Below are 21,881 nucleotides of genomic sequence, written 5' to 3'. Positions count from 1 at the left end.
AAACCGCGCCCTCTGTGAATTGCATCATTCGATCCGCAGGCCCTGCGCATCAAAGCGGTGCAGTTTTTCCGCCTGTGGGGTGAGGAAGATGGTATCGCCGTGTTTCACGGGCAGTTCCCCATCGACACGCACGGTCATCGGATCGCAGCCATCCACGCCGTGGACGTGTAGGAAGGTGTCAGAGCCAAGATGCTCGGCCACGCCTACCTTGCCCTGCCAATCGCCAGCACTGGTCGAAACGTCGATATGCTCAGGCCGGATGCCGATGGTCGGCGCGCCGCGTTTGTCGGCCTCGGCCCCTTTGATCAGGTTCATCTTGGGCGAGCCGATAAAGCCCGCGACGAACTCGTTGCAAGGACGGTGATACAGTTCCAGCGGGCTGCCGACCTGTTCGATAAAGCCTGCCCGCAGCACGACAATTTTGTCGGCCATGGTCATCGCTTCGACTTGATCGTGGGTCACATAGATCATCGTGGTGGCCAGCCGCTTGTGCAGCTCACTGATCTCAAGCCGCATCCCGACCCGCAGCGCGGCGTCAAGGTTGGACAGCGGCTCGTCAAAGAGAAAGGCCGAAGGCTCGCGCACAATCGCACGGCCAATGGCCACACGCTGGCGCTGGCCGCCCGACAGTTGGCCGGGACGTCGGTCAAGGTAGTCGGTCAGGTTCAGCGCTTTGGCGGCAGCCTCAATCCGGCGGTTCTGCTCATCTGCGGGCAGACCCGCCATCTTCATTGGAAAAGCGATGTTCTTGCGCACCGACATATGCGGGTAGAGCGCGTAGGATTGGAACACCATCGCCAGACCGCGTTTGGCGGGTGGTACATTGGTGGCATCGGTCCCGTCGATTTCGATATGACCGTCGGTGATGTCCTCCAGCCCCGCGATCAAGCGCAGCAGAGTGGATTTACCGCAGCCTGAAGGGCCGACAAAGACAGTGAATTCGCCGTCTTCGATGGTCAGGTCCAATGGCGGAATGACTTGCACATCGCCGAAGCTTTTGGAAACTTGGTTGAGTTTGATTTGTCCCATGTGACTGTCCCTTACTTACTTGACCGCGCCGAATGTCAGGCCGCTGACAAGCTGCTTCTGGCTGAACCAGCCGAGGATGAGGATTGGTGCGATGGCCATGGTGGAGGCCGCGCTGAGTTTTGCGTAAAAGAGGCCTTCGGGGCTGGAATAGCTCGCGATGAAGGCCGTGAGCGGTGCCGCTTTGGCCGCCGTGAGGTTGAGCGTCCAGAAGGCTTCGTTCCATGCGAGGATGAAGTTCAGCAGCAGCGTGGAGGCGATGCCCGGGATCGCCATGGGCGTGAGGACATAGAGCACCTCTTCGCGCAGGCTCGCGCCATCCATCCGGGCCGCTTCCAAAATCTCGCCGGGGATTTCGCGGAAGTAGGTGTAGAGCATCCAGACGATGATCGGCAAGTTGATGAGCATTAGGATGATGACCAAGGCGATCTTGCTGTCGAGCACGCCGAACTGGATGCAGAGCAGATAGATCGGGTAAAGCACGCCGACCGCTGGCAGCATTTTGGTCGAGAGCATCCAGAGCAGGATGTCCTTGGTCCGTTTGCCGGGCACGAAGGCCATCGACCATGCAGCAGGCACCGCGATCAGGATACCGAGGATGGTCGATCCCCCGGCGATGACGATGGAGTTCCACAGGAAGCGACCGTAGTTCGAACGCTCCAGAACCGCCTCGTAGTTTGCCAGCGTCCAATCGAAACCGAGGAAGATCGGCGGATCGGCGATGGCCTGTGCTTCGGTTTTGAAGCTGGTGAGGATTGTCCAAAGGATCGGAAAGAAGATCAGGAAACCGATGCCCCAAGCGAGGGCTGTGTTGGCGATCTTGCGTTGCTGGGTGACTGCGCGGGCCATGATGTCCTCCTCAGGCGTCCAGGTTCTTGCCGACGATGCGCATCAGGAAGATGGCAACGATATTGGCGAGAATGATTGCATAGACACCGCCTGCCGAGCCGAGGCCGATGTTTTGGCTCTCCAGCACACGCTGGAAGATGAGATAGGTCAGTGTTTTGGTCCCAAAGGCACCGCCGGTGGTCACGAAAATCTCCGCAAAGATCGACAAAAGGAAGATCGTCTGGATCAGGATCACCACGGTGATCGCGCGGCCCAGATGCGGGAGCGTGATATAGGCAAAACGTTTGGTCGCAGGGGCGCCGTCCATCTCTGCGGCGTCAAGCTGCTCGCGGTCGAGCGATTGGATCGCGGTGAGCAGGATCAGCGTTGCAAAGGGCAGCCACTGCCATGACACGATAATGATGATTGAGGTCAGCGAGGCTTGGCTCATCCATTGCACCGGCTCTGCGCCGAAGAATTCCCACAGGTGGGCAAAGAGCCCATAGTTCGGATCCATGAACATGTTCTTCCACACCAGCGCCGAGACGGTGGGCATGACAAAGAAGGGCGCGATGACAAGGATGCGGACAAAGCCCTGCCCCCACATCGGCTGGTTTAGAAGGATGGCGAGCAAGATACCAAGGATCACCGTGATCGCCAGCACACCGCCGACGATAATGAGCGTGGTCATCACCGAGGGCCAGAAGGCGCTCGAGGTGACGAAGCGAACGTAGTTGTCGAACCCCACCCAGCCCAGATCGCCACCGCGCATCGGCAGGTATTTCTTAAAAGAGAAATAGAGCGTCATCGTCAGCGGGATGAGCATCCATCCAAGGAGCAGGACCACCGCCGGTGCCATCATCAGGCGCGCCGCTGATCGGGAATGCTGGGTAGCCATGGGGCACATCTCCTCTGCTGGCGGCAATTGCCGCGTCAGGTGAAGGGTAACATATTTCGTGATGCGAGGGGTAAAGGGCGGCGGCAGCCGCCGCCCTTAGGATCGAAGCTTAACGGTAACCCGCCGCTTCCATCGCGTCGTTAGTCAGGTCTTGGGCCTTCTCAAGCGCCTCTTCGACGGTCTGCTGACCGGCATAGGCGGCGGAGAATTCTTGGCTCACGTCTGTCGCAATACCAGCAAACTCGGGGATCGCGGCGAACTGAACACCAACGTAAGGTGTCGGTTCGACTGTCGAGTTCTGCGGATCAGCCGAGAGGATCGAGTCCAGCGTCATCTGCGCAAAGGGCACTTCCTGATAGTCAGGGTTCTCATAGAGCGACTTGCGCGCACCGGGAGGAACGTTGGCCCAACCTTCGTTTTCGGCAACCAGCTGGATGTACTCTTTGGACGTCGCCCATTCGATGAACTCTCTAGCCGCATCTTCTTTCTGAGTACCGGCGGGGATCGCTAGTGCCCAAGCCCAGAGCCAGTTGGAGCGCTTGCCCAAACCATTGTCAGGTGCCAGTGCGAAACCAACTTGGTCGGCCACGGTGGAATCTTCCGGGTTGGTCACGAAGGACGCCGCAACGGTGGCGTCAATCCACATGCCGCATTTGCCCTGCTGGAACAGCGAGAGGTTCTCGTTAAAGCCGTTGGATGCGTAGCCCGAGGGGCCGCTCTCATCCATCATGCCTTTGTAGAAGTTGAGCGTGTCGGCCCAAGCCTCAGAGTCGAACTGGGCGTTCCAGTCCTCATCGAACCAGCGCGCGCCGAATGAGTTGGACATGGCTGTGATCAGCGCGCCGCCCTCGCCCCAGCCGGCCTTGCCGCGCAGGCAGATGCCGTTGATGTCGTTTTCACGGTCGGTCATGGCGGCAGCAGCTTCGCGGATGAACTCCCAAGTGGGGTCCTTCGGCATTTCCATGCCCGCCTTCTCCATCAGGTCCTTGCGGTACATGATCATGGAGCTTTCGCCGTAGAAAGGCGCAGCGTAGAGGGTGCCATCGTGGCTCAGGCCGTCCCGCATCGCGGGCAGGATGTCTTCGACATCATACTCTTCGCTGAGGTCGTCCAGCGGCACCAGCCAGCCATTCGCGCCCCAGATCGGCGTTTCATACATGCCGATGGTCATGATGTCGAAAGAGCCGCCCTTGGTCGAGATGTCGGTGGTGACGCGCTGGCGCAGCACGTTCTCTTCCAATGTGACCCACTCAACCTCGTGGCCGGTCTCTTCGGTGAATTTGTCGGTGTAGCCTTGCATGCGGATCATGTCGCCGTTGTTCACGGTGGCGATGGTGATCGTTTCGGCAAAAGCCCCGCCCGCCATAAGCGACAGAGCCGTGGCGGCGTAAACTGAATTTTTACAGAACATCGATAGTTCCTCCCTCTATAGATGATGCATTGACCCTAGCGGCAGCCCTGACGCGCAGTCAACTTAAAATTTACGCGCGTTAATTATTTAATAGGCAATTTGCAAAGACAATGACTTAGGCCGAGGCGCGCATCACCAGTTTACCCTCGAAAAGGGTTTCTTCGCGCTCGGCGAGGCGTGTTTCCGTGTCCAAAATGCGGAACAGAGTGCTCGCGGCTTGATTCGCAATGGCCGCGTAATCTTGGGCAATCGTAGTGAGCGGTGGGCAGGTATAGCGCGAAAACGGATGGTCATCCTGCCCGGCGATGCGCATCGTACAGTCAGCGCCATGCCCAACTTTCACCCCCAGTCCATAGGCCGCCGAAAGCATGCCGATCGCGAGGCGGTCGTTCGAGCATAGCACCGTATTGGTCTCGAAGGCGCCCGAGGAAATCAGCCGTCCGCCCTCTGTCATGCCAACCTCTTCAAAGTCCCAGCCCTCCCCCGGCACCTGATGGATATGCGGCGCATGCCCATGGCGCTCCATCGCCTCCAGATAGGCCTGCCGCCTTTTATTGGCGTTCGGGTTGCTTGGGGTTTTCATCTCAAAGAAACAAGGCGGCGCGCCGCTGCGGCAAAGATATTCGACAATCAGATCAACGCTTTGAAAATTGTCCGTACCGACGAAGGCCTCGCATGCCCCCTCAATGTTCGCATCGAAAGCCACCACCGGAACGTCTTCGTTGAACCGCTCAATCGCATCGCGGTCCGAAGCTTTGCCAAACGCGGCCAGCAGCACGCCGGCGGGCTTTAGCGCCCGGAGCGAGTCAAGATTAGCGCGTTCCTGTGAGGGTTTGCCGTGCGAGCTTAGCAAGATCGGACTATAGCCTGCCGCGATACAGGCAAGCTCAACTTCGCGACCGATCTCGGAAAAGAACGGGTCGGCGAGGTTCGGAACGACCACCCCGATATTGCGGGTACGGCGGCGGTTCTGGTTCACCGCATAAACGTTAGGCCGGTAATCGTATTTGGTCAGCGCCGCCTCGATCCGTTGCCGGGTGGAGCGGCGCACGCTGTCGGGATCGTTAAAGTATTTCGACAATGTGGGACGGGAAATGCCGCTAACCGCGGCAAATTCCTCCATGTTCCGAAGCTTCTGCTGACCCATGTTAACCCTCGATGACAAAAACGCGACGCGCGTAAAGTTACCGTCAACATAGACCTTCGAGCTTTGCAAGTACAAGCTTTACATAGGCAAAGAGCGAGATCAGAGATCGTCCGCCTATCCCGTTGCTGCCAATTTGCGCAACAACCCCCGCGTCGAAGCGTCCTTACCGTCACTTTCCCCGCCCTGCACCATTGGCAGCAATGTGTTCGACAGCTCCTTGCCCAGCTCCACGCCCCATTGATCGAACGAATTAATTCCCCAGATCACCCCTTCGACAAAAACGCGGTGCTCATAGAGCGCGATAATCTGGCCGAGCACAAAAGGCGTCAGCTTCGGGTATGCCAGCGTGACCGAAGGCCTGTTGCCGGGAAACGTCCGATGCGCGGCTTGGCGCTTTTGCTCATCGCCCTCATAGCCTTGCGCCGCAGCGATTTGCATCGCCGCTTCAAAAGAGCGCCCGAGCATCAGCGCTTCGGATTGAGCGAGACAGTTGGCTTTTAGCAGGTCATGGTGGTGGGCAAGTTCCGCTGCGTGCCCTTCGGCAGCGATGAGGAATTCGGTAGGGACGACATCGGTGCCTTGGTGCAAAAGCTGGTAGAATGCGTGTTGCCCATTGGTGCCGGGCTCGCCCCAAACGACGGGGCCCGTTTCGCGCGTGACCGCGCTGCCATCCTGTCTCGTTGCCTTGCCGTTACTCTCCATATCCAACTGCTGGAGATAGGCCGGCAGCCGCGCGAGCCGTTGGTCGTAAGGCAGCACCGCGCGGGTGGCATAGCCGCAGATGTTGCGGTGCCAGATGCCGGTGAACGCCAGCAGCGCGGGGAGGTTCTGCTCCAGTGGAGCCGACTGAAAATGCCCGTCCATCGCGGCGGCACCTGCGAGGAATGCATCGAAATCCTCCGGCCCGACCGCCAGCATGATCGGCAGCCCCACCGGCCCCCAGAGCGAGTAGCGTCCGCCGACCCAATCGGCAAACCCAAAAACCCGCTCCGGATCAATGCCCATCGCGGCGGTCTTGTCCTGAGCGGTGGAGACGGCGGCGAGATGCGCGGTGATATCTTCACCAACCTCTGCGCGCAGCCAGTCAAAGACTGTGGCGGCGTTGGTCATGGTTTCAATCGTCGTGAAGGTCTTTGAGGCAACGATCACCAAAGTTGTCTTTGCGTCGAGCTTTTTCAGCAGATCCTGCGCGTCGGCACCGTCGACATTTGACAGAAAATGGCAGCGCGGCCCGTCGTGGTAGGGCGCGAGCGCGCGGGTGGCCATGGCGGGGCCAAGGTCCGAGCCGCCAATGCCGATATTGATGACATCGGTGAAACGCGCGCCATTTGCTGCGGCAATCGTGCCGCTGCGAATGCCGTCGGCGAAATTCCTCATCCGCGCCAGCGTCGCTGCCATCTCGGGACGCACGTCTTGGCCATCAACCAAGAGTGGCGTCTCCTCCTGCGCGCGCAAGGCCGTATGAAGGACGGCGCGGCCTTCGGTGGTGTTGATCTTGTCGCCTGCGAACATGGCGTCGCGCTTTGCTGCCAAATCCGCGTCTTCGGCAAGCGCCGTCAGCAGGTCGAGCGCCTCTGCGTCGATATTCGTTTTCGACGCGTCGAGCAGCATCCCATCAGCCTCGGCGGAGAACCGAGCAAAGCGGTCTTCATCTTCGAAGAGGTCAACAATCTTACGCGTCCCTGCAGCCTTGTGGTTCCGCGCCAGCGCATCCCAGATCTCGCTCATGCCGCGCCACCTAGTTTCGCGGCTTCGCGAGCAAGGTCTTCGATCCCGGCCCAATCCTGCGCGTCAATCAACCCTTTCGGCGCGACCCAACTGCCACCGGCGCAGAGCACGTTGGGCAGGCTAAGATAGCTTTCAGCATTGCCGGGGCTGACGCCGCCCGTCGGGCAAAAGGTGATCTGCGGCAGCGGCGCGCTAATGGCCTTAAGCGCCGGTGCGCCGCCTGAGGCTTCGGCAGGGAAGAACTTGAGCATGTCATAGCCGCGCGCGAGCAATTGCATCGCCTCACTGGCCGTCGCAGCGCCGGGAAGCAGCGGAAGGTCTTCTTCTTCGCAAGCGGCGATAAGCGCGTCGGTAGCCCCCGGCGAGACGCCAAAGGTCGCCCCTGCCCGCTTGGCCGCGCGGACATCATCAGGCGTAACCAATGTACCTGCCCCCACATGGCCGCCGGAGACTTCGGCCATGGCGGAAATTGCTTCAAGAGCGGCGGGGGTGCGCAGGGTGACTTCCAACGCGGGCAGCCCCCCGGCGACCAGTGCTTCGGCCAGGGCGCGGGCGTGTGTGGCGTCTTCGATGACCAATACAGGAACGATGGGCGCGAGCGCGCAAATCTCGCGGGTGCGTTTGCTGGCGTCTTGGGCGGTGAGTGTCATGATTTAACCTCCGAAAATGGTCGCGCCGGTGGTGGCGGCACCGACAGTGTTGCGGAACATGGCGAAAAGCTCGCGGCCTGTGCCGGCGTGGGCAGCGCTCAGGTCTGCTGTGGCGTTGGGGCGGCTGTCGAGGTCATCGGCCAACACGTCCAATGTCCCCGCGACGGCGTCGACGCGTAGGATGTCGCCGTCCTGCACGCGGGCGATGGGGCCGCCATCGACGGCCTCGGGGCAGACATGGATCGCCGCAGGCACCTTGCCCGACGCGCCTGACATGCGCCCATCTGTGACCAGTGCTACCTTCTGGCCGCGCCCCTGGAGGATCGACAGAAGCGGCGTGAGGCTGTGCAATTCCGGCATGCCATTGGCCTTTGGCCCTTGGAAGCGCACCACGACAATCACATCCTCGGTCAGCTCACCGGCCTTAAAGGCCGCCTTCACCTCGTTCTGATCGGCAAAGACCCGCGCCGGGGCTTCGATGATATGATGCTCAGGCGCGACGGCCGAAACCTTCATGCAGGCGGTGCCCAATGATCCCGCCATGCGCCGCAGCCCGCCGGTTGGCTGGAAGGGGTCACTGGCCGGGCGGAGGATCTTTTCGTTCAGGCTTTCGCCCGCGCCTTTTTCCCAGACCAGACCATCGGCTTTCAGCTTCGGCTCGGCGGTGTAATGCTCCAGTCCTTGTCCGGCGACGGTATGGGTGTCGGGGTGCAAGTGGCCGGACTTGAGCAATTCGCCGATCATATAGCCCAAACCGCCCGCGGCGTGAAAGTGATTCACATCGGCCAGCCCGTTGGGATAGACCCGCGCCAGCAAGGGTGTGATGTCGGAGATGTCCGAGAAATCCTCCCAGTCCAGAATGATCCCCCCGGCCCGCGCCATGGCGATGAGATGGATCAGCAGGTTGGTTGAGCCGCCCGTCGCGTTCAGCCCAACAATGCCGTTCACAAAAGCCTTTTCGTCCAGCACCGAGGCGACGGGCGTGTAGTCATTGCCCAGAGCACTAAGCGCCAGTGCGCGTTTCGCCCCCTCTTGGGTCAGCGCATCACGCAGCATTCCGTTCGGCGGCACGAAACTCGCCCCCGGCAAGTGCAGCCCCATGAACTCCATCAGCATCTGGTTGGTGTTTGCCGTGCCATAGAAGGTGCAAGTGCCCGGCCCGTGATAAGCCGCCATCTCGGCGGCCATGAGCGCCTCGCGCCCGACTTCTCCGGCGGCGAACTGCTGGCGGACTTTGGCCTTTTCGTCATTCGACAGCCCGCTTTCCATCGGCCCGGCGGGCAGGAAGACGGCGGGCAGATGCCCGAACGCCTGCGCCGCGATCACCAGTCCCGGCACGATTTTGTCGCAGACGCCGAGGTAGACGGCAGCGTCAAAGGTGTTGTGGCTGAGCGCCACCGAGGCCGCCAAGGCGATCACATCGCGGGAGAAAAGCGACAATTCCATCCCCGCTTCGCCCTGCGTCACACCATCACACATCGCCGGGACGCCGCCCGCGACCTGCGCGGTGCCGCCTGCGGAACGCACCGCGTCGCGGATCAGATCAGGGTAGCGCTCAAACGGCTGGTGGGCCGAGAGCATGTCGTTGTAGGTCGTCACAATGCCGAGGTTGCCAGCGCTGGTGGTCGCCAACCGGTCCTTATCCTCGCCCGACGCCGCATAGGCATGGGCCTGTCCGCTACAGGACAGATGCGCACGGGCCGGACCCTTGGCGCGGGCGGCCTCCATCCGGTCGAGATAGGGGCGCCGTGTTGCCTCACTGCGGGCGATGATACGGTCAGTGACGCGGTCAATCGTGGAATGCAGGGTCATTTGTCGTCCTTTCGTGTGATCTCGCGCCAGCGGCGCCCGTCGCGGTGCATCAGCATCAGCGCTTCTTCGGGGCCGGAACTGGCAGGGTCATAGGGGTACGGAGGTTGCCGGGTCTCTTCCCAGCCGTAGATAATCGGGTCGGCCCAGGCCCATGCGGCCTCGACCTCATCCCCGCGCATAAACAGGGTTTGGTCGCCACGGATCACATCCATGATGAGCCGCTCATAGGCGTCTTGCGGGGTGGCCTCTTCGCCCAAGGCATCGGCAAACGTCATGTCGAGCGAGACTTCGGCCAGCCGCATGCCACCGGGGCCGGGGTCTTTGATCGTATTGCGCAGGGTGATGCCTTCGTCGGGTTGCAAACGGATGATGAGCGCGTTGCCCTTATGGCCTTCCATCGCGGGAAAAATCATATGCGGCGGATCGCGGAAGATCACCGCAATTTCAGAGCTACGCCCGCGCAGCTTTTTGCCCGTGCGCAGGTAGAAAGGCGTGCCCGCCCAGCGCCAGTTCGCGATCTTGACCTTCATCGCAATGAAGCTCTCGGTCCGGCTGTCAGGATCGCCCGCGTGATCGCGGTAGCTGCCCTCGCCACCCGCCGCCCGATACTGGCCCCGGGCGATGTCTTTCTGTGCGACAGGCTCAAGCGCCTCAATCACCTTGACCTTCTCATCGCGCACGGCGTTGGGGTCAAAACGCGAGGGCGGCTCCATCGCCGTAAGGCACAAAAGCTGCATCAGATGGTTCTGCACCATGTCCCGCATGGCGCCCGAGCGGTCATAATACTCGCCCCGCCCCTCTACGCCGAGGCTTTCGGCCACGGTGATCTGCACGTGATCGATATGGGTCGAATTCCACAGCGGCTCCCACAGCGCATTGGCAAAACGCAGCGCCATGAGGTTCTGCACCGTCTCTTTGCCGAGATAGTGGTCGATGCGGTAAATCTGGCTTTCGTCGAAATTGGCCCGCAGGTCCGCATTGAGCGCCTGCGCGGTTTCGAGATCGTGGCCAAAGGGTTTTTCTACGACAATGCGGCTCTCAGGCGTGGCGATGGCATGGTCATGCAGCTTGCCGCCGATCGTCCCGAACAACGACGGCGAAACCGAAAGGTAAAAGGCCCGCACCACGCCAGCGCGCATCAAGTCCTTGAGCTCCGCCCAGCCTGCATCGCCTCCGGCATCCACACGTACGTAGTGAAGCATGTCGAGAAACTGCGCTAACAACTTGCTTTCCGCAGCGATATTAGGCGCGAATTCCAGCAGGCTTTCGCGGATCATGCTGCGGAATGCTTCAGCATCCAATTCCGAGCGCGCGGCTCCGACAATCCGCGAGGTTTCGGGCAACTGGCCGACAGTAAAGCGGTGAAACAGTCCCGGCAGAATCTTGCGCCGTGCAAGATCGCCAGTGGCGCCAAAAATGACGAGGTCGAAGGGATCGACGGGGATAACACGTGAAACCATAAGATCAGCCCTTCTGCATTCGAGACTGTGCTACCGCTGTTATGATAGCGCTAACAAATTTGAGCGAAAAAGATAGCCAACGCTTCATTATTTTATACTTCCTCTACCCAAGGGGGGTTGGCCCCGGCACGAGACACAGTGACCGCGGCTACCCGGGCGCCATAGGCTAGAGCCTCTGCCAGAACTTCCGGTTCCAGCTTGGCCAGAGCATCTTTCTCCAACTGTCCCAACTCGGACAACTTCGCCAAAACACCCGCGTTGAACGTATCACCTGCCCCTACCGTATCGACCATCTCGGCTTTGACGGCCGGGACTTGCACCTCATCCCCATTCGCCAGATAGCCCGTCGCCCCCTCCCCGCCTCGGGTCAGGATTACGACTGACGGGCCCTTGCGCAGGATTTCACGCACCTTATCGTGCAAGGACATCGTCGCGGGGTTCAGCCAGTTCAGATCTTCGTCCGACACCTTTACGATATCCGACAGTGCCAGCATGCGGTCGAGCCGTTGGCGGTAGCGCTCGATATCTTTGATGAAGCCGGGCCGAATGTTCGGATCAATCATCACCGCCCGTCCTTCTGTGGCGCCTGTGAGCAGATCAGCATAGGCATCCGCTCCCGGCTCGCAGGCCAGACTGATCCCGCCGAAATAGAGCGCGGAGACTTCGTTCGACAGGGTTGGCATATCCTGCGCCGTGATCATGCGGCCCGCCGAGTTCTCATCATAGAAATCATAGGTCGCATGGCCGCCCACCAGTCGCACGAAGGCGAGGGTCGTTGGCCGATCTGACAGGACCAGATGCGAAACATCAACGTGGCTGGCCTTCAGCCCATCCACAAGTTGCCGCCCGAACATATCCGATGACAGGCCCGACAGCATTCCCACCTGTGCGCCGAGCCGGCCCAAGGCAATAGCAGTGTTAAAAACCGCCCCCCCGGCATGAGGCACAAAACCGTCCGGCCCGGCATTGGTGGGGGTCGGGATCATGTCGATCAGGGCTTCTCCGCAGCAAAGGATCATAGGTCAGACTTTCGATAATACGTTGCGATCGACGAGAAAGCGGTCCGATAGCGGAAGGCTTGCGGCCCCGAGGGATCTTGCATCGCTTCCGACGGAACCTTCACGCAGCTTGGGCGGAACAATCCCAGCCAACGGATTCCCCTCAAGTTGTTTGCTTATGCGTTGGACCAGATCGCCTCGAACAGCTTCCGGCACCGTGCCATCCACCACCACGGTGTCAAAATCTATCAAACAACTTGCCGCCAAAACCGTCTGGGCCAGTCCCGCTGCCGCAGAGTCGAGCCAAGCGTCCCGGATCTTCTTTGGGAAATGCCAAGCGTCCGGCAGGGCCCAGCTGGCCTCGCGTGTAATCCCGGCTTTCTCAAGCATAGCTTCAAGCACCGCTAGAGAAGCGACATCGACCAGTTGACGTGTTGGGCTACTGCCAGCGGGCAGCGGCATGGACCCTAAGGCCGCAGCATTGCCACTTTTGCCGGTGTACAGCTTGCTGTCGAGCACCAGACCGCCGCCTGCGAAATAGCCGATATATAGATAGAGAAAATCACTTGGCTTGTCCTGCGCGCCAAAGACCAGTTCCGCACCGCAGGCCGCTGATGTGTCGTTACAAAGGTAAACTGGTAGATCCGTTATAGCACGCAGGGCGCCCCCTATATCAAAGGACTGCCAGTCTTTAAGCCCTTCGGCGCCAGGCACCTGCCATTCCCACATGTGATAAGGAAAGGCGACCCCAAGCCCTCCGACCCGCTCCTGCTGGGAAGTGGTGAGCGTTGCGAGCAACTCTGCCAAAGCGGTCCGTGCGAAAGCCATCACGCGGTCTGGCGTGGGGAAGGGGTAAGTTACTTTCCTATGCTCCCGAAGGGTGCCTTCAAAATCGGTCAGAACCAGTTCGACGCTGCGCCGCCCTACCTTCAACCCAAAGAAAAACGCTCCTTCGGCGTTTAGGCTCATCGGGACCGAAGGTTGCCCGATCTTGCCCCGGACCCTTTTGTCCTTCTTCAAGAGGCCTTCCGCTTCAAGCTTGCGCATGATCACTGAAACGGTCTGTGCGGAAAGCCCGGTCAGACGAGCAATCTCAGCCTTTGATAAGGGACCGCCGCGGCGCACGAGTGAGAGAACGAGCCTTTCGTTATGCGCACGCATACCGCTCTGGTTCGTCCCCCTCGCAGAAGGCGCCGGTTGCAAACGTCGCTCTGTCAGTTCTGCTGAATCCAACGCTCGCCCTCCCCGACATATGCGTCACTGACCGTTCAGTGCCAAGTTTCCTTGCTGCAGTCAATAACTAAATCAGATTGATTTAGTAAGCAGGCTACGCAAGGCCGTGGTGAATGTAAGATCCTATTGCATGAGTGAATGAACTGACTTGGCTAGAACGATAGATACTTCGCAGTTAAACCGGCGCATGTAAGATCCGCCGGTTTAACACGCATGGGCTGAAGGCTGATCGACTTACATTTTGGTCAGGTCGGCTCGTCAGTCGATACACTTGCAGGGTTTGGCGCGGCTGAAACTTCAGTAGTCGGCGCGGCTGCGTTCAACTCCCGGAACCCGCCAACCAGCGTCGCGGCTGCGCCGATGGCATAGATAGGCAAACCGATAGCGACAATCTGGAACAACTGCCCCAGATCTCCCCATGGGATGCTGCCACCGTATCCGCTGCTGTTGACGGCAGCTGTAGACTTGAGAATTGCCCAGGCTGCCATTGCAAATGGCAGTGCCCCTGCGGCGACTGCGAGTTTAGGATTTTCTTTTCCCGTAACGCTCATAACGCAGACTACGGCTGCAAGGACAAAACTTGCGATAAAAATCAGAGTACCCAGTGTCATCGCGTCTGCACCGGCCTTTAACATGTTGGAAGGTGCAATACCGCCAACCCAGATATTGATCCACGGGAGGAAAAAGCTAATTGCCATTGCTGCGGTACCGGCGACAATAATCTTGGTATTGTTATTCATGATCTTAATTAACCTTATGTTTTTGAGATATAATCTTTAGGGATGGCGAAGCTGCCTACCCTAAATGGACTAGCAGCCCTGATAGCGGCTTGCGCCGCCATCGCTGTAAATCAGCAGACCGTCCCCATCCGTGCCAATAAATACGCGTTGTGACCAAGTTTCACCTTCGCCACTACATGTCACATCATAGAGTTTGGCTTGAGGTATTCCGCGTAGAGTTGTGGGATTGTCCAACTTGCAACTCGTTTCAATGAAGGAAATCGTGTCCCCTGCGATACGGACTTGCGTCTCGGGATAAGGCCCGCTGCAATGGGCTGGATTAGAGGCCCAAACGCCCTGAGGGGTTTCAGCCGTTGCCGGCACCGCAAGTATGGTGAACGCGAGACCGAGAATTGATCGATACATATTAACTCCTTGATTGCACGAGGAGGCTATCGCAATCGCATAACGGGCATGAAGTACGTCCGGAAAATTCTATCATAGCGTGTTATTTGAGCTTCACTGTCGCGTTCGCCGGCCTCCCCTCGGCCGCAATACTCTTGTCGGTCCGGTTTTGCCCTTGCTCAAAGCGCGTGCATTGCCTTCTTTAAATTAGGGCGAAGCCGTGCGCTATATGCGCGATATGCTTCATCTATTGAGCTAGGTTTGCGCAGTCCTATGACCTTCAAAGCACAACGCTCAGTCAGCCATCCCTTTCGCCCGCACTCTACTGAGCGTCGCCTTTGACTGCATCTGCATCTCCCCGCGCAGGCGCGGCAGTGCTTCAGGGTGCTCACTGTGCAGCCAAGCAATCATCTTCTCGCGGATCTCGCAGCGCAAGTCCCACGCTTTCGGAGAGGTTTGGGCGCTCACCAAAGCGCGTACGGCGATGCTGTCTTTCTCTGTCTCTGAGACCTGCAGGTTCACCACATTGCCGTCCCAGTGATCAGACGCCTTGGCCAGTTCCTCAAGCTTTGCGCGCATCTTGTCGATGGGCACCGTGTAGTCGAGATACCAAAATACCGAACCGATGATCGACGCGCTCTCGCGGGTCCAGTTCTGGAACGGTTTTTCGATAAAATATGACAAAGGCACCACCATGCGGCGCCAGTCCCACAGGCGCACGATGACATATGTGGCGAAGATTTCCTCGACCCAGCCCCATTCGTCTTCGACAATCACCACGTCTTCGAGCCGAATAGGCTGGGTAATGGCGATCTGAAGCCCGGCGATGAGGTTTGTGAGAACGGGACGCGCTGCCAGCCCCAAGACCAGCCCCGCAGCCCCGGCAGAGGCAAAAAGCCCAGCGCCGTATTTTTGGACGCTCTCGAAGGTCAACAGAACTCCGGCGACCGTGAAGATCCCGAGGATGATGGTCGTAGTACGGCGTAACACCCGCGCTTGGGTTACAAACTTCCGTGCTGAAAGGTTGTCTTCGACGTCCAGTCGATGCCGCCGTACCGCGCGCTCTGAGAAGTGGTTGGTGAGCAGAATGAGCGTCCAACCCACCAGAATGATCAGCAAGATCAGAAACAGATGCCCTACGTTGTCCTGCCAGCCGTAGGGCAGCCGGATGTTTGGCAGCACCCACGCCAGCGCGGCCACCACGGCGGCGAGGCGAGAGGGGCGACGCGCCCGGCGCAGCAGGGACCGGCCTGTCGCATTCTCATGTGCCAGGGCACGTGTTAGAACGCGGTACGTCAGCCAATGAAGGAACAGCGCTGCGACACAGGCCGCCAGAACGGCGAGCATAGGTGCGACGAAATTAGGGGCTGTGTCGAGCCAAAGGTTGATCTCTTCCCCAAAGCGGTTGAGCGTCTCCATAGATCACCACCACCAGACCACCATCGCCGCAGTCGCAACCACGAGGATGCCGGCCCAAAGGGTGCGGTCCTGCCAGAGCGGTTTTTCCCATTGGGTGAAAATCTCTTTGGCCTCATCTGCCTGCCAGACGAGATCTTCGAGGTTCTCCTTTTCCTTAGGCGAAGTGGCGTACGAAATCCCGAAGTGCAGGATGATGCCGATTGTCATCATGATCGACGACATAACCGTATAATGGATCTCGGGCAGGCCCATGTAGACCCAATAGTTCGTCACCTCTTTTAGCACAAAGAGCGGGATGCCCACCACCAGACCGAATATAATGGTCCAAAACGCACCGTTGCCGTTCAGGCGCTTGAACATGAGACCCAAGATATAGACCACCACAATGGTCGGCACGATGTAGGACAGCGACGACTGGAAGTAGCTGAAGAGGCTTTCGAACCCGGCAATCATCGGGGCATAGATTGCGCCAAATACCATGACCCCGGCTGTGATCAGCTTGCCCAACCAAACCTGTCGTTCCTCTTTGACGTTAAAGATCGGTTCCGCGAAATCTTTGACCACGAGGGTCGAGGCCGAGTTAAGTGCGGAGTCGAGCGAGGACATAATCGCCGCGATCAGCGCCGCCATTATGAGGCCACGCACACCGATGGGCATCAACTCGAACGCCAGTGTGGGGAAGGCAAGGTCCGGCGTTTCAAGGTCGGGGTACAGCTTTAGCGCGATAATCCCCGGCAGGACCATCAGAAAGATGTTCGGCAACTTCAAGAATCCCGCAAAGATCGCACCGATCTGGCCTTCTTTCAGATCCTTCGCACCAAGGGTCCGCTGCACGACGAATTGGTTGATCGTCCAATAGTAGAAGCCCAGCAGGATCACTCCCAAAAGCCCGGTCCACGGCAGGAAATCATCGTCCGCAGGCAGGATCATATGGGTCAACTCATCCGGCGTACCGGTAAACAGTTCTTCCCAGCCACCGATCTCATCCAATCCGATCCAGAACAGGGCCGCGGCCCCGATGATCAGCAAGATCGCCTGCACCGTATCAGTCACAACAACCGCCGACAGGCCGCCAAGAATGGTGTAGATCCCCGCGACCAACGCCAACACCGCCACAGCGGCCCAAAGGTTGAGATACCCCGTCACGTTGGAGATCACCAAACCGCCCGCATACAGCGCCCCGGCCGTATCGATGAACATAATCGCGAGAATGGTGAAAAGCGAAAACGCCCGGCGTGAGCGGACGTCATAGCGCTCTTCCAAGAACCCCGGCACGGTCGAAATCTTGGCCCGCAGGTAGGAGGGCAGAATGAAGATCGCGAACAGGATCAGAACCAGCGCCGCGGTCCACTCGTAGTTAAAGATCACGACACCATTGGCATAGGCGCCGCCCATCAGGCCTACGAAACTGGAGCCGGACATATTCGAGGCGAAAAGCGAGAAGCCGATCAGATACCAAGGCAGCGAGCGCCCGGCGAGAAAGTAGTCCTCCGAGCCGCCAGTGTTCTTGCGCGAAACATAGATGCCATGGGCCACCACCCCGATGAAATAGATCACCACAATCGCGTAATCGATCAGGTGAAGGTCAAATTTCGCGCTCTCCATACCGGGTCTCCTGAGACGTAGCTTAGTCTAAATTCCAATTGGGGTTGCCGGGTGAGGCTCAGCCTTCCTCTTCCCATGGGTCCATTTTCTGCAATTCTTCTTCAGTCGCCGAGACATAGGCCCGCAGGTCGTCAGCACCGAGGCGTCGGAGTTCAATCATATCGAGCGGCAGCGCGACTTGGGTTTCGCCCAGTCCCAGGAAGCCGCCGATATCGAGAATGACCTGGTCGATCTTACTGTCTTCATTAAAAGTCACCTGAGAGACTTCGCCGATCCAGTTGTCATTCTGACCAAAGGCGGCGAGACCCAAGAACTCATCAGAGCCCAGATCGCCCAACTTCACGATCTCAACCTTTTCGCCATCCTTGCGCATGTCAGCGGCGCGCAGGCGAACATCGTCTTCGTTATACTCAGGCGCCGCCTTCAGATCGTCCTTCTGGCCCGTGTAGAGCAGGAAAAATTCGTTCTCCTCATCGGCGTCTGGCAGAAAGCGTAGGTCTTGTAGAGACAGAACTTTCGTCGCCCCTTTGCCCAAGAACCCGCCCGCATCCACGACCACGCCGCGCAGGGTGCCGTCGCGGGTCATCACCAGTTCTGCGACCTGCCCGGCCATGGTCCAGTCTTCAGCGGGTTCTTTGAGTTCTTCGAGGTCAATTTCGGCAAGCTTTGCGCCTTCACTGGGTATGAAAAGCTTGTGCCCCGACAGGCTCGATACTGCGATCATCGTGTCTTCGGGGATGAACTGCGGCGCTTCGGGCTCGGACCTCAGAGTGGTGGCGGCGAGGCTGCCAATGAGCGTGACTGCGAGAAGCGGCGCATGTTTCATGGATCAATCTCCTGCTGTAAATCTCGGGCGGCCAAAGCCGTAAGCATCGGAAATGTAACGGGGCCGTGAGCGAAAAAGTTCCGATCCAGCGCCAAACTCACAGGATTTGCACGGCCAGCGCCCCGGCATAGATGACCAGCAGCCCTATACTCTCCCACCCGATGCCGTGCCGTTGGCGAAAGATGAGGCCAAGGGTAAGGACCGCCGTCATCATCATCGCTACGGTCAGCCAGAACAGGTCATCCGCGGTGATCGCGTGGTAGAGCGAACCATCGCGGTAGCCGACGTCTGACAGGGTCAGGAACAGGGTGTCAAAAGTATTGCCCCCGATGATGCCACCGACGGCCAACTGCAATGCTCCGCGCCGCACGGCGACAAGGGTTGTGACAAGTTCTGGAAGCGAGGTCAGCACCGCCGTCATCGTGGCACCGACCACTGTGTCAGATAGCTCCAACCGGTCTGACAGTTCCCCGGCAATCCGCGCCACGCTCCAGCCCGACAGGGCCATGAGCACCAGCAGCAGGAGAAAGGGGAGTATCAAAGCGCTCGCAGGTTTTTCCGCCTCCCCATCGTGCTCGGGCGCGTCTGTGCGGGTCTCTGAAGTATCAACAGGATGCCACATCGGCTCTTCCCGCAGCCGGGCCGTGGCGCGCAGGCCGTAGGCGTAAAGGACAAAGAGCGCGACGCTGGCGGGGTGAATGCCCCAGAAAGCAACTTCGGGCGCGGTGAATGCCATCAACGGCACCGTGAGCAGCAAGAGCAACAACCCAGCCTGAAACACATTTGCCAAATCCGCCGCCGCATGTTCGAGATTGGCGCGCCTATAGATCATATCGGCAAAGGCCAAAAACGCCGTCTGCGCGGCAATGCCGCCGATGCCGTTGGAGAAGGCTAGCGACGCCCGCCCGTCGAGCGCCGAGGTCAAAGACACCACTGTGCCCGACATGGACGTGGCCGCGCCCAGCAAGGCCGCGCCGACCAGCGCTTCGCCCCATCCCGTCCGGTCAGCAATCTGGTCGCTGAGCCCCGTCATGCGGTAGCCGGTGGCGAGAATGATCAACCCGGCAAAACCGCCAAGCGCAAAAAGGATCGGGGTAGAAAGGCTTGCGAACATGGTCAGCCAACGCACGGCAAAGCAGTTCCGTTCACGCAAACTGGCCAAAAGGTTCAGAAAGTTCCGGAACCACACAGGAAGTTTACCGTTGAGGTGGTGTCAGACCTATTTTCAAGCGGAGCCTCAATTTATGGCAAAGCTCTATTCCCGACGAGCTATTTTAGCCCAGATCGCGCTTGGTACCGGCGTTGCAGGTGCCGGATTTCCCGTTTCCCATGCCTTTGCCGCAAGCGACGACAGACCATGGGCCTTCTTCACCGATGATGAAGCCCGCTGGACTGCTGCCGTCGCTGACGTCTTTATTCCCCAAGATGAATTTCCCTCCGCCTCACAAGCCGGAGTAGTCGACTTTATCGATTTCCAGATGGCCACTGCCTATGGCGCGGGCGAGGGCCTGTACCTTGACCCGCCCTTCCCCGCAGGTGCTCTTGCCGAACAGGGGTATCAGTTGGAGTTCACCCCCGCCCAACTGCTCCGGCAGGGGATCGAGCAGGCGCGCCAGTTGGGGGATATCGCCACAATGGACGCCCCTGCGCGTGCCGATCACGTTGAGGAAATGTCGAACCGCGACGACATCACCGGCACGCTTATTGTTGAGCTTTGGAAACTGACAAAACAAGGCTATTTCGCCGATCCTATCTATCTGGGGAACCACGATTATGCCGGATGGCGCATGGTCGGCTTCCCCGGTGCCCATGCCTATTACACAGAGCGTGTGGACGCGCATAAGCGCTCGGTCACACCTCCCCCGCGCGGCATTGCGCATGACCGGGACGGCAGCCCCTACCCGCCCCGCGCGATTGGCGGAGGGTCTGACTGATGGCAAGAACCCTGCCAAAAACCGACGTCTTAATCATCGGTGGTGGCTGGACCGGCCTCACCGCTGCCTATGAACTGGCCCACGCCGGGCAACGCTGCGTGGTGCTGGAACGGGGCAAAAAACGCCACACCGCCACTTCCTTCAGCGCACCAGAAGAACATGACGAGCTTAAATACGCCCATCGCTACAGCCATATGATGGACGTCAAAAAAGAGACGCTCACCATCCGCAACAACCGCGACCAACAGGCGCTGCCGATGCGGCGTCTGGGGTCGTTCTTGCCGGGCTCTGGTCTGGGCGGCGCGGGCATCCACTGGAACGGTCAACTGTGGCGCCCCCTGCCCTCGGACCTGCAAATGCGCAGCCATTACGAAGAGCGCTATGGCAAGGATTTCATCGGGCCTGACGTCAGCGTGCAAGACTGGGGCGTGACCTACGAAGAGCTTGAGCCGCATCTCGATTTCTTTGAGCGGATCTGTGGCACCGCCGGTGTAGCAGGCAACCTCGGCGGCGAGGCGCGTCCCGGCGGCAATGTCTTCGAAGGACCGCGCAGCGCGGACTATCCCAATCCGCCGATGCAACAGCCAATCTCCAACACGCTCTTCGGAGAGGCCGCGGCGCGCATGGGGCTGAACCCCTTCCCCATGCCCTCGGCGAATGTAACCAAAGCCTATGTGAACCCCTATGGCGCGCAGTTGCACCCCTGCACCTATTGCGGATTCTGCGAACGTTTCGGCTGCGGCTATTACGCCAAGGCCGATCCGATCATCTGCGTCTATGATCGGATCAAGGACCACGAGAATTTCGAGATCCGCTTTGACGCCCAAGTGCTGCGCATCGAGAAGAGCGAGGACGGCAAAACCGCCACCGGCGCGGTCTATCTAGATGAGAACGGCGAAGAGGTCTTTCAGCCCGCCGACACGATCTGCATGAATGCCTATGCGCTGTGGAACGTGCATCTGATGCTCGTCTCTGGCTTGGGCAAACCTTACGATCCCAAAACCCGCACCGGCGTCGTGGGCCGCAACTATGCGTATCAGACCGTGGCCGGTGTCGATGCCTTCTTTGACGACAGTGTGAAGACCGATCCCTATATGGGCGCCGGCGCGCTTGGTGTGGTGATCGACGATTACAACGGCGACAATTTTGACCACAGCGATCTGGGCTTCGTCGGCGGTGGCTATATCGCCTGCAAGCAGTACCACGGCAGGCCCATCGGCTATCAGCCGGTGCCCGAAGGCACGCCGAAATGGGGCGCGGAATGGAAGCAAGCGGTCCGCGAGAACTACAACCACCATGCCGATCTGGTGGTGCATGGCTCCTCGGTCTCGACGCCCGAGAACTACCTCGACCTCGATCCCACCTGGACCGATGCCTATGGGCGCCCGCTGCTGCGGATGACCTTCGATTTCCCCGAGAATGACCGCAAGATGTCGGACTATGTCATGCAACGCGCGATGGAAGTGGCCCGCGAGATGGACAACGTGACCTCGGTCAGCGGTACAAACCTCGCTGCCGTCGACAAGCATTACGACATCGTCCCCTACCAGACCACGCATAACGTTGGCGGCGCGGTCATTGGCACGGACCCCGAGACCAGCGTGGTCAACCGCTATGGCCAGATGTGGGACCATCACAACGTCTTCGTCTTCGGCGCCTGCCTGTTTCCGCAGAACCTTGGCTACAACCCCACCGGCCCGCTGATGGGCCTCGCCTATTGGACGCTGGAGCATATGAAACGCGACTACCTGCCGAACCCCGGCCCCCTGATGGATGCCTAAG

The 21,881-nt window shown here is 59.4% G+C and carries 18 protein-coding genes; 2 read left to right on the top strand and 16 right to left on the bottom strand.

Features of this window, described 5'->3' with window-relative positions:
- Nucleotides 1–24: 24 nt before the first annotated feature.
- The 16 genes from BLS57_RS12810 to BLS57_RS12735 form a co-directional block, all read right to left on the bottom strand.
- Nucleotides 25–1,029: an ABC transporter ATP-binding protein gene (locus BLS57_RS12810; protein WP_093742927.1), complete on the bottom strand. Its 1,005-nt coding sequence runs from the start codon at nt 1,027–1,029 to the stop codon at nt 25–27.
- A gap of 15 nt (nt 1,030–1,044) precedes the next feature.
- Nucleotides 1,045–1,875: a carbohydrate ABC transporter permease gene (locus BLS57_RS12805; RefSeq protein ID WP_093742925.1), complete on the bottom strand. Its 831-nt coding sequence runs from the start codon at nt 1,873–1,875 to the stop codon at nt 1,045–1,047.
- A gap of 10 nt (nt 1,876–1,885) precedes the next feature.
- Entirely contained in the window at nt 1,886–2,752 is an 867-nt protein-coding gene (locus BLS57_RS12800; RefSeq protein WP_093742923.1) for a carbohydrate ABC transporter permease, read from the bottom strand.
- 109 nt (nt 2,753–2,861) lie between these two features.
- Nucleotides 2,862–4,163, bottom strand: a complete 1,302-nt coding sequence (locus BLS57_RS12795) for an ABC transporter substrate-binding protein (protein WP_093742921.1) — start codon at nt 4,161–4,163, stop codon at nt 2,862–2,864.
- A gap of 115 nt (nt 4,164–4,278) precedes the next feature.
- Complete coding sequence (locus BLS57_RS12790; protein ID WP_093742919.1) at nt 4,279–5,310, bottom strand: LacI family DNA-binding transcriptional regulator; 1,032 nt, start codon at nt 5,308–5,310, stop codon at nt 4,279–4,281.
- A 114-nt stretch (nt 5,311–5,424) separates the two neighbouring features.
- Nucleotides 5,425–7,038 (bottom strand): glucose-6-phosphate isomerase, encoded by a 1,614-nt coding sequence (gene pgi, locus BLS57_RS12785; protein ID WP_093742917.1) that lies wholly within the window; start codon nt 7,036–7,038, stop codon nt 5,425–5,427.
- Entirely contained in the window at nt 7,035–7,688 is a 654-nt protein-coding gene (eda, locus tag BLS57_RS12780; RefSeq protein ID WP_093742915.1) for a bifunctional 4-hydroxy-2-oxoglutarate aldolase/2-dehydro-3-deoxy-phosphogluconate aldolase, read from the bottom strand. The genes pgi and eda overlap by 4 nt, the downstream gene beginning before the upstream one ends.
- Before the next feature lie 3 nt (nt 7,689–7,691).
- Nucleotides 7,692–9,500, bottom strand: a complete 1,809-nt coding sequence (edd, locus tag BLS57_RS12775; RefSeq protein ID WP_093742913.1) for a phosphogluconate dehydratase — start codon at nt 9,498–9,500, stop codon at nt 7,692–7,694.
- Nucleotides 9,497–10,960 (bottom strand): glucose-6-phosphate dehydrogenase, encoded by a 1,464-nt coding sequence (gene zwf, locus BLS57_RS12770; protein ID WP_093742911.1) that lies wholly within the window; start codon nt 10,958–10,960, stop codon nt 9,497–9,499. Before zwf ends, edd begins: the two co-directional genes overlap by 4 nt.
- Before the next feature lie 92 nt (nt 10,961–11,052).
- Complete coding sequence (locus BLS57_RS12765; protein ID WP_093742909.1) at nt 11,053–11,979, bottom strand: carbohydrate kinase family protein; 927 nt, start codon at nt 11,977–11,979, stop codon at nt 11,053–11,055.
- A 3-nt stretch (nt 11,980–11,982) separates the two neighbouring features.
- Nucleotides 11,983–13,119, bottom strand: a complete 1,137-nt coding sequence (locus BLS57_RS12760; RefSeq protein WP_093742907.1) for an ROK family transcriptional regulator — start codon at nt 13,117–13,119, stop codon at nt 11,983–11,985.
- Nucleotides 13,120–13,436: 317 nt separating this feature from the next.
- Nucleotides 13,437–13,931 (bottom strand): hypothetical protein, encoded by a 495-nt coding sequence (locus BLS57_RS12755; protein ID WP_093742905.1) that lies wholly within the window; start codon nt 13,929–13,931, stop codon nt 13,437–13,439.
- Between the two features lie 678 nt (nt 13,932–14,609).
- Nucleotides 14,610–15,734 (bottom strand): mechanosensitive ion channel family protein, encoded by a 1,125-nt coding sequence (locus tag BLS57_RS12750; RefSeq protein ID WP_093742902.1) that lies wholly within the window; start codon nt 15,732–15,734, stop codon nt 14,610–14,612.
- A gap of 3 nt (nt 15,735–15,737) precedes the next feature.
- The gene (locus BLS57_RS12745; RefSeq protein WP_093742900.1) at nt 15,738–17,339 is read right to left on the bottom strand and encodes a sodium:solute symporter; all 1,602 of its coding nucleotides are present in this window, start codon (nt 17,337–17,339) and stop codon (nt 15,738–15,740) included.
- Between the two features lie 58 nt (nt 17,340–17,397).
- Complete coding sequence (locus BLS57_RS12740) at nt 17,398–18,165, bottom strand: PRC-barrel domain-containing protein (RefSeq protein ID WP_093742899.1); 768 nt, start codon at nt 18,163–18,165, stop codon at nt 17,398–17,400.
- Between the two features lie 97 nt (nt 18,166–18,262).
- Nucleotides 18,263–19,294 (bottom strand): sodium:calcium antiporter, encoded by a 1,032-nt coding sequence (locus tag BLS57_RS12735; protein ID WP_341868833.1) that lies wholly within the window; start codon nt 19,292–19,294, stop codon nt 18,263–18,265.
- 115 nt (nt 19,295–19,409) lie between these two features.
- Here BLS57_RS12735 and BLS57_RS12730 point away from each other — a divergent pair, with 115 nt between their 5' ends.
- Entirely contained in the window at nt 19,410–20,099 is a 690-nt protein-coding gene (locus BLS57_RS12730; protein ID WP_093742897.1) for a gluconate 2-dehydrogenase subunit 3 family protein, read from the top strand.
- Nucleotides 20,099–21,880, top strand: coding sequence for a GMC family oxidoreductase (locus BLS57_RS12725; protein ID WP_093742895.1), 1,782 nt, complete (start codon nt 20,099–20,101; stop codon nt 21,878–21,880). The genes BLS57_RS12730 and BLS57_RS12725 overlap by 1 nt, the downstream gene beginning before the upstream one ends.
- The last annotated feature ends 1 nt before the right edge of the window (nt 21,881 follow it).

The sequence above is a fragment of the Sulfitobacter delicatus genome, from assembly GCF_900102535.1.
GTDB classification, from domain to species: Bacteria; Pseudomonadota; Alphaproteobacteria; order Rhodobacterales; family Rhodobacteraceae; genus Sulfitobacter; species Sulfitobacter delicatus.
The sequence above is the reverse complement of the archived record's forward strand: the minus strand, read 5'-3'. Positions and strand labels throughout refer to the sequence as shown.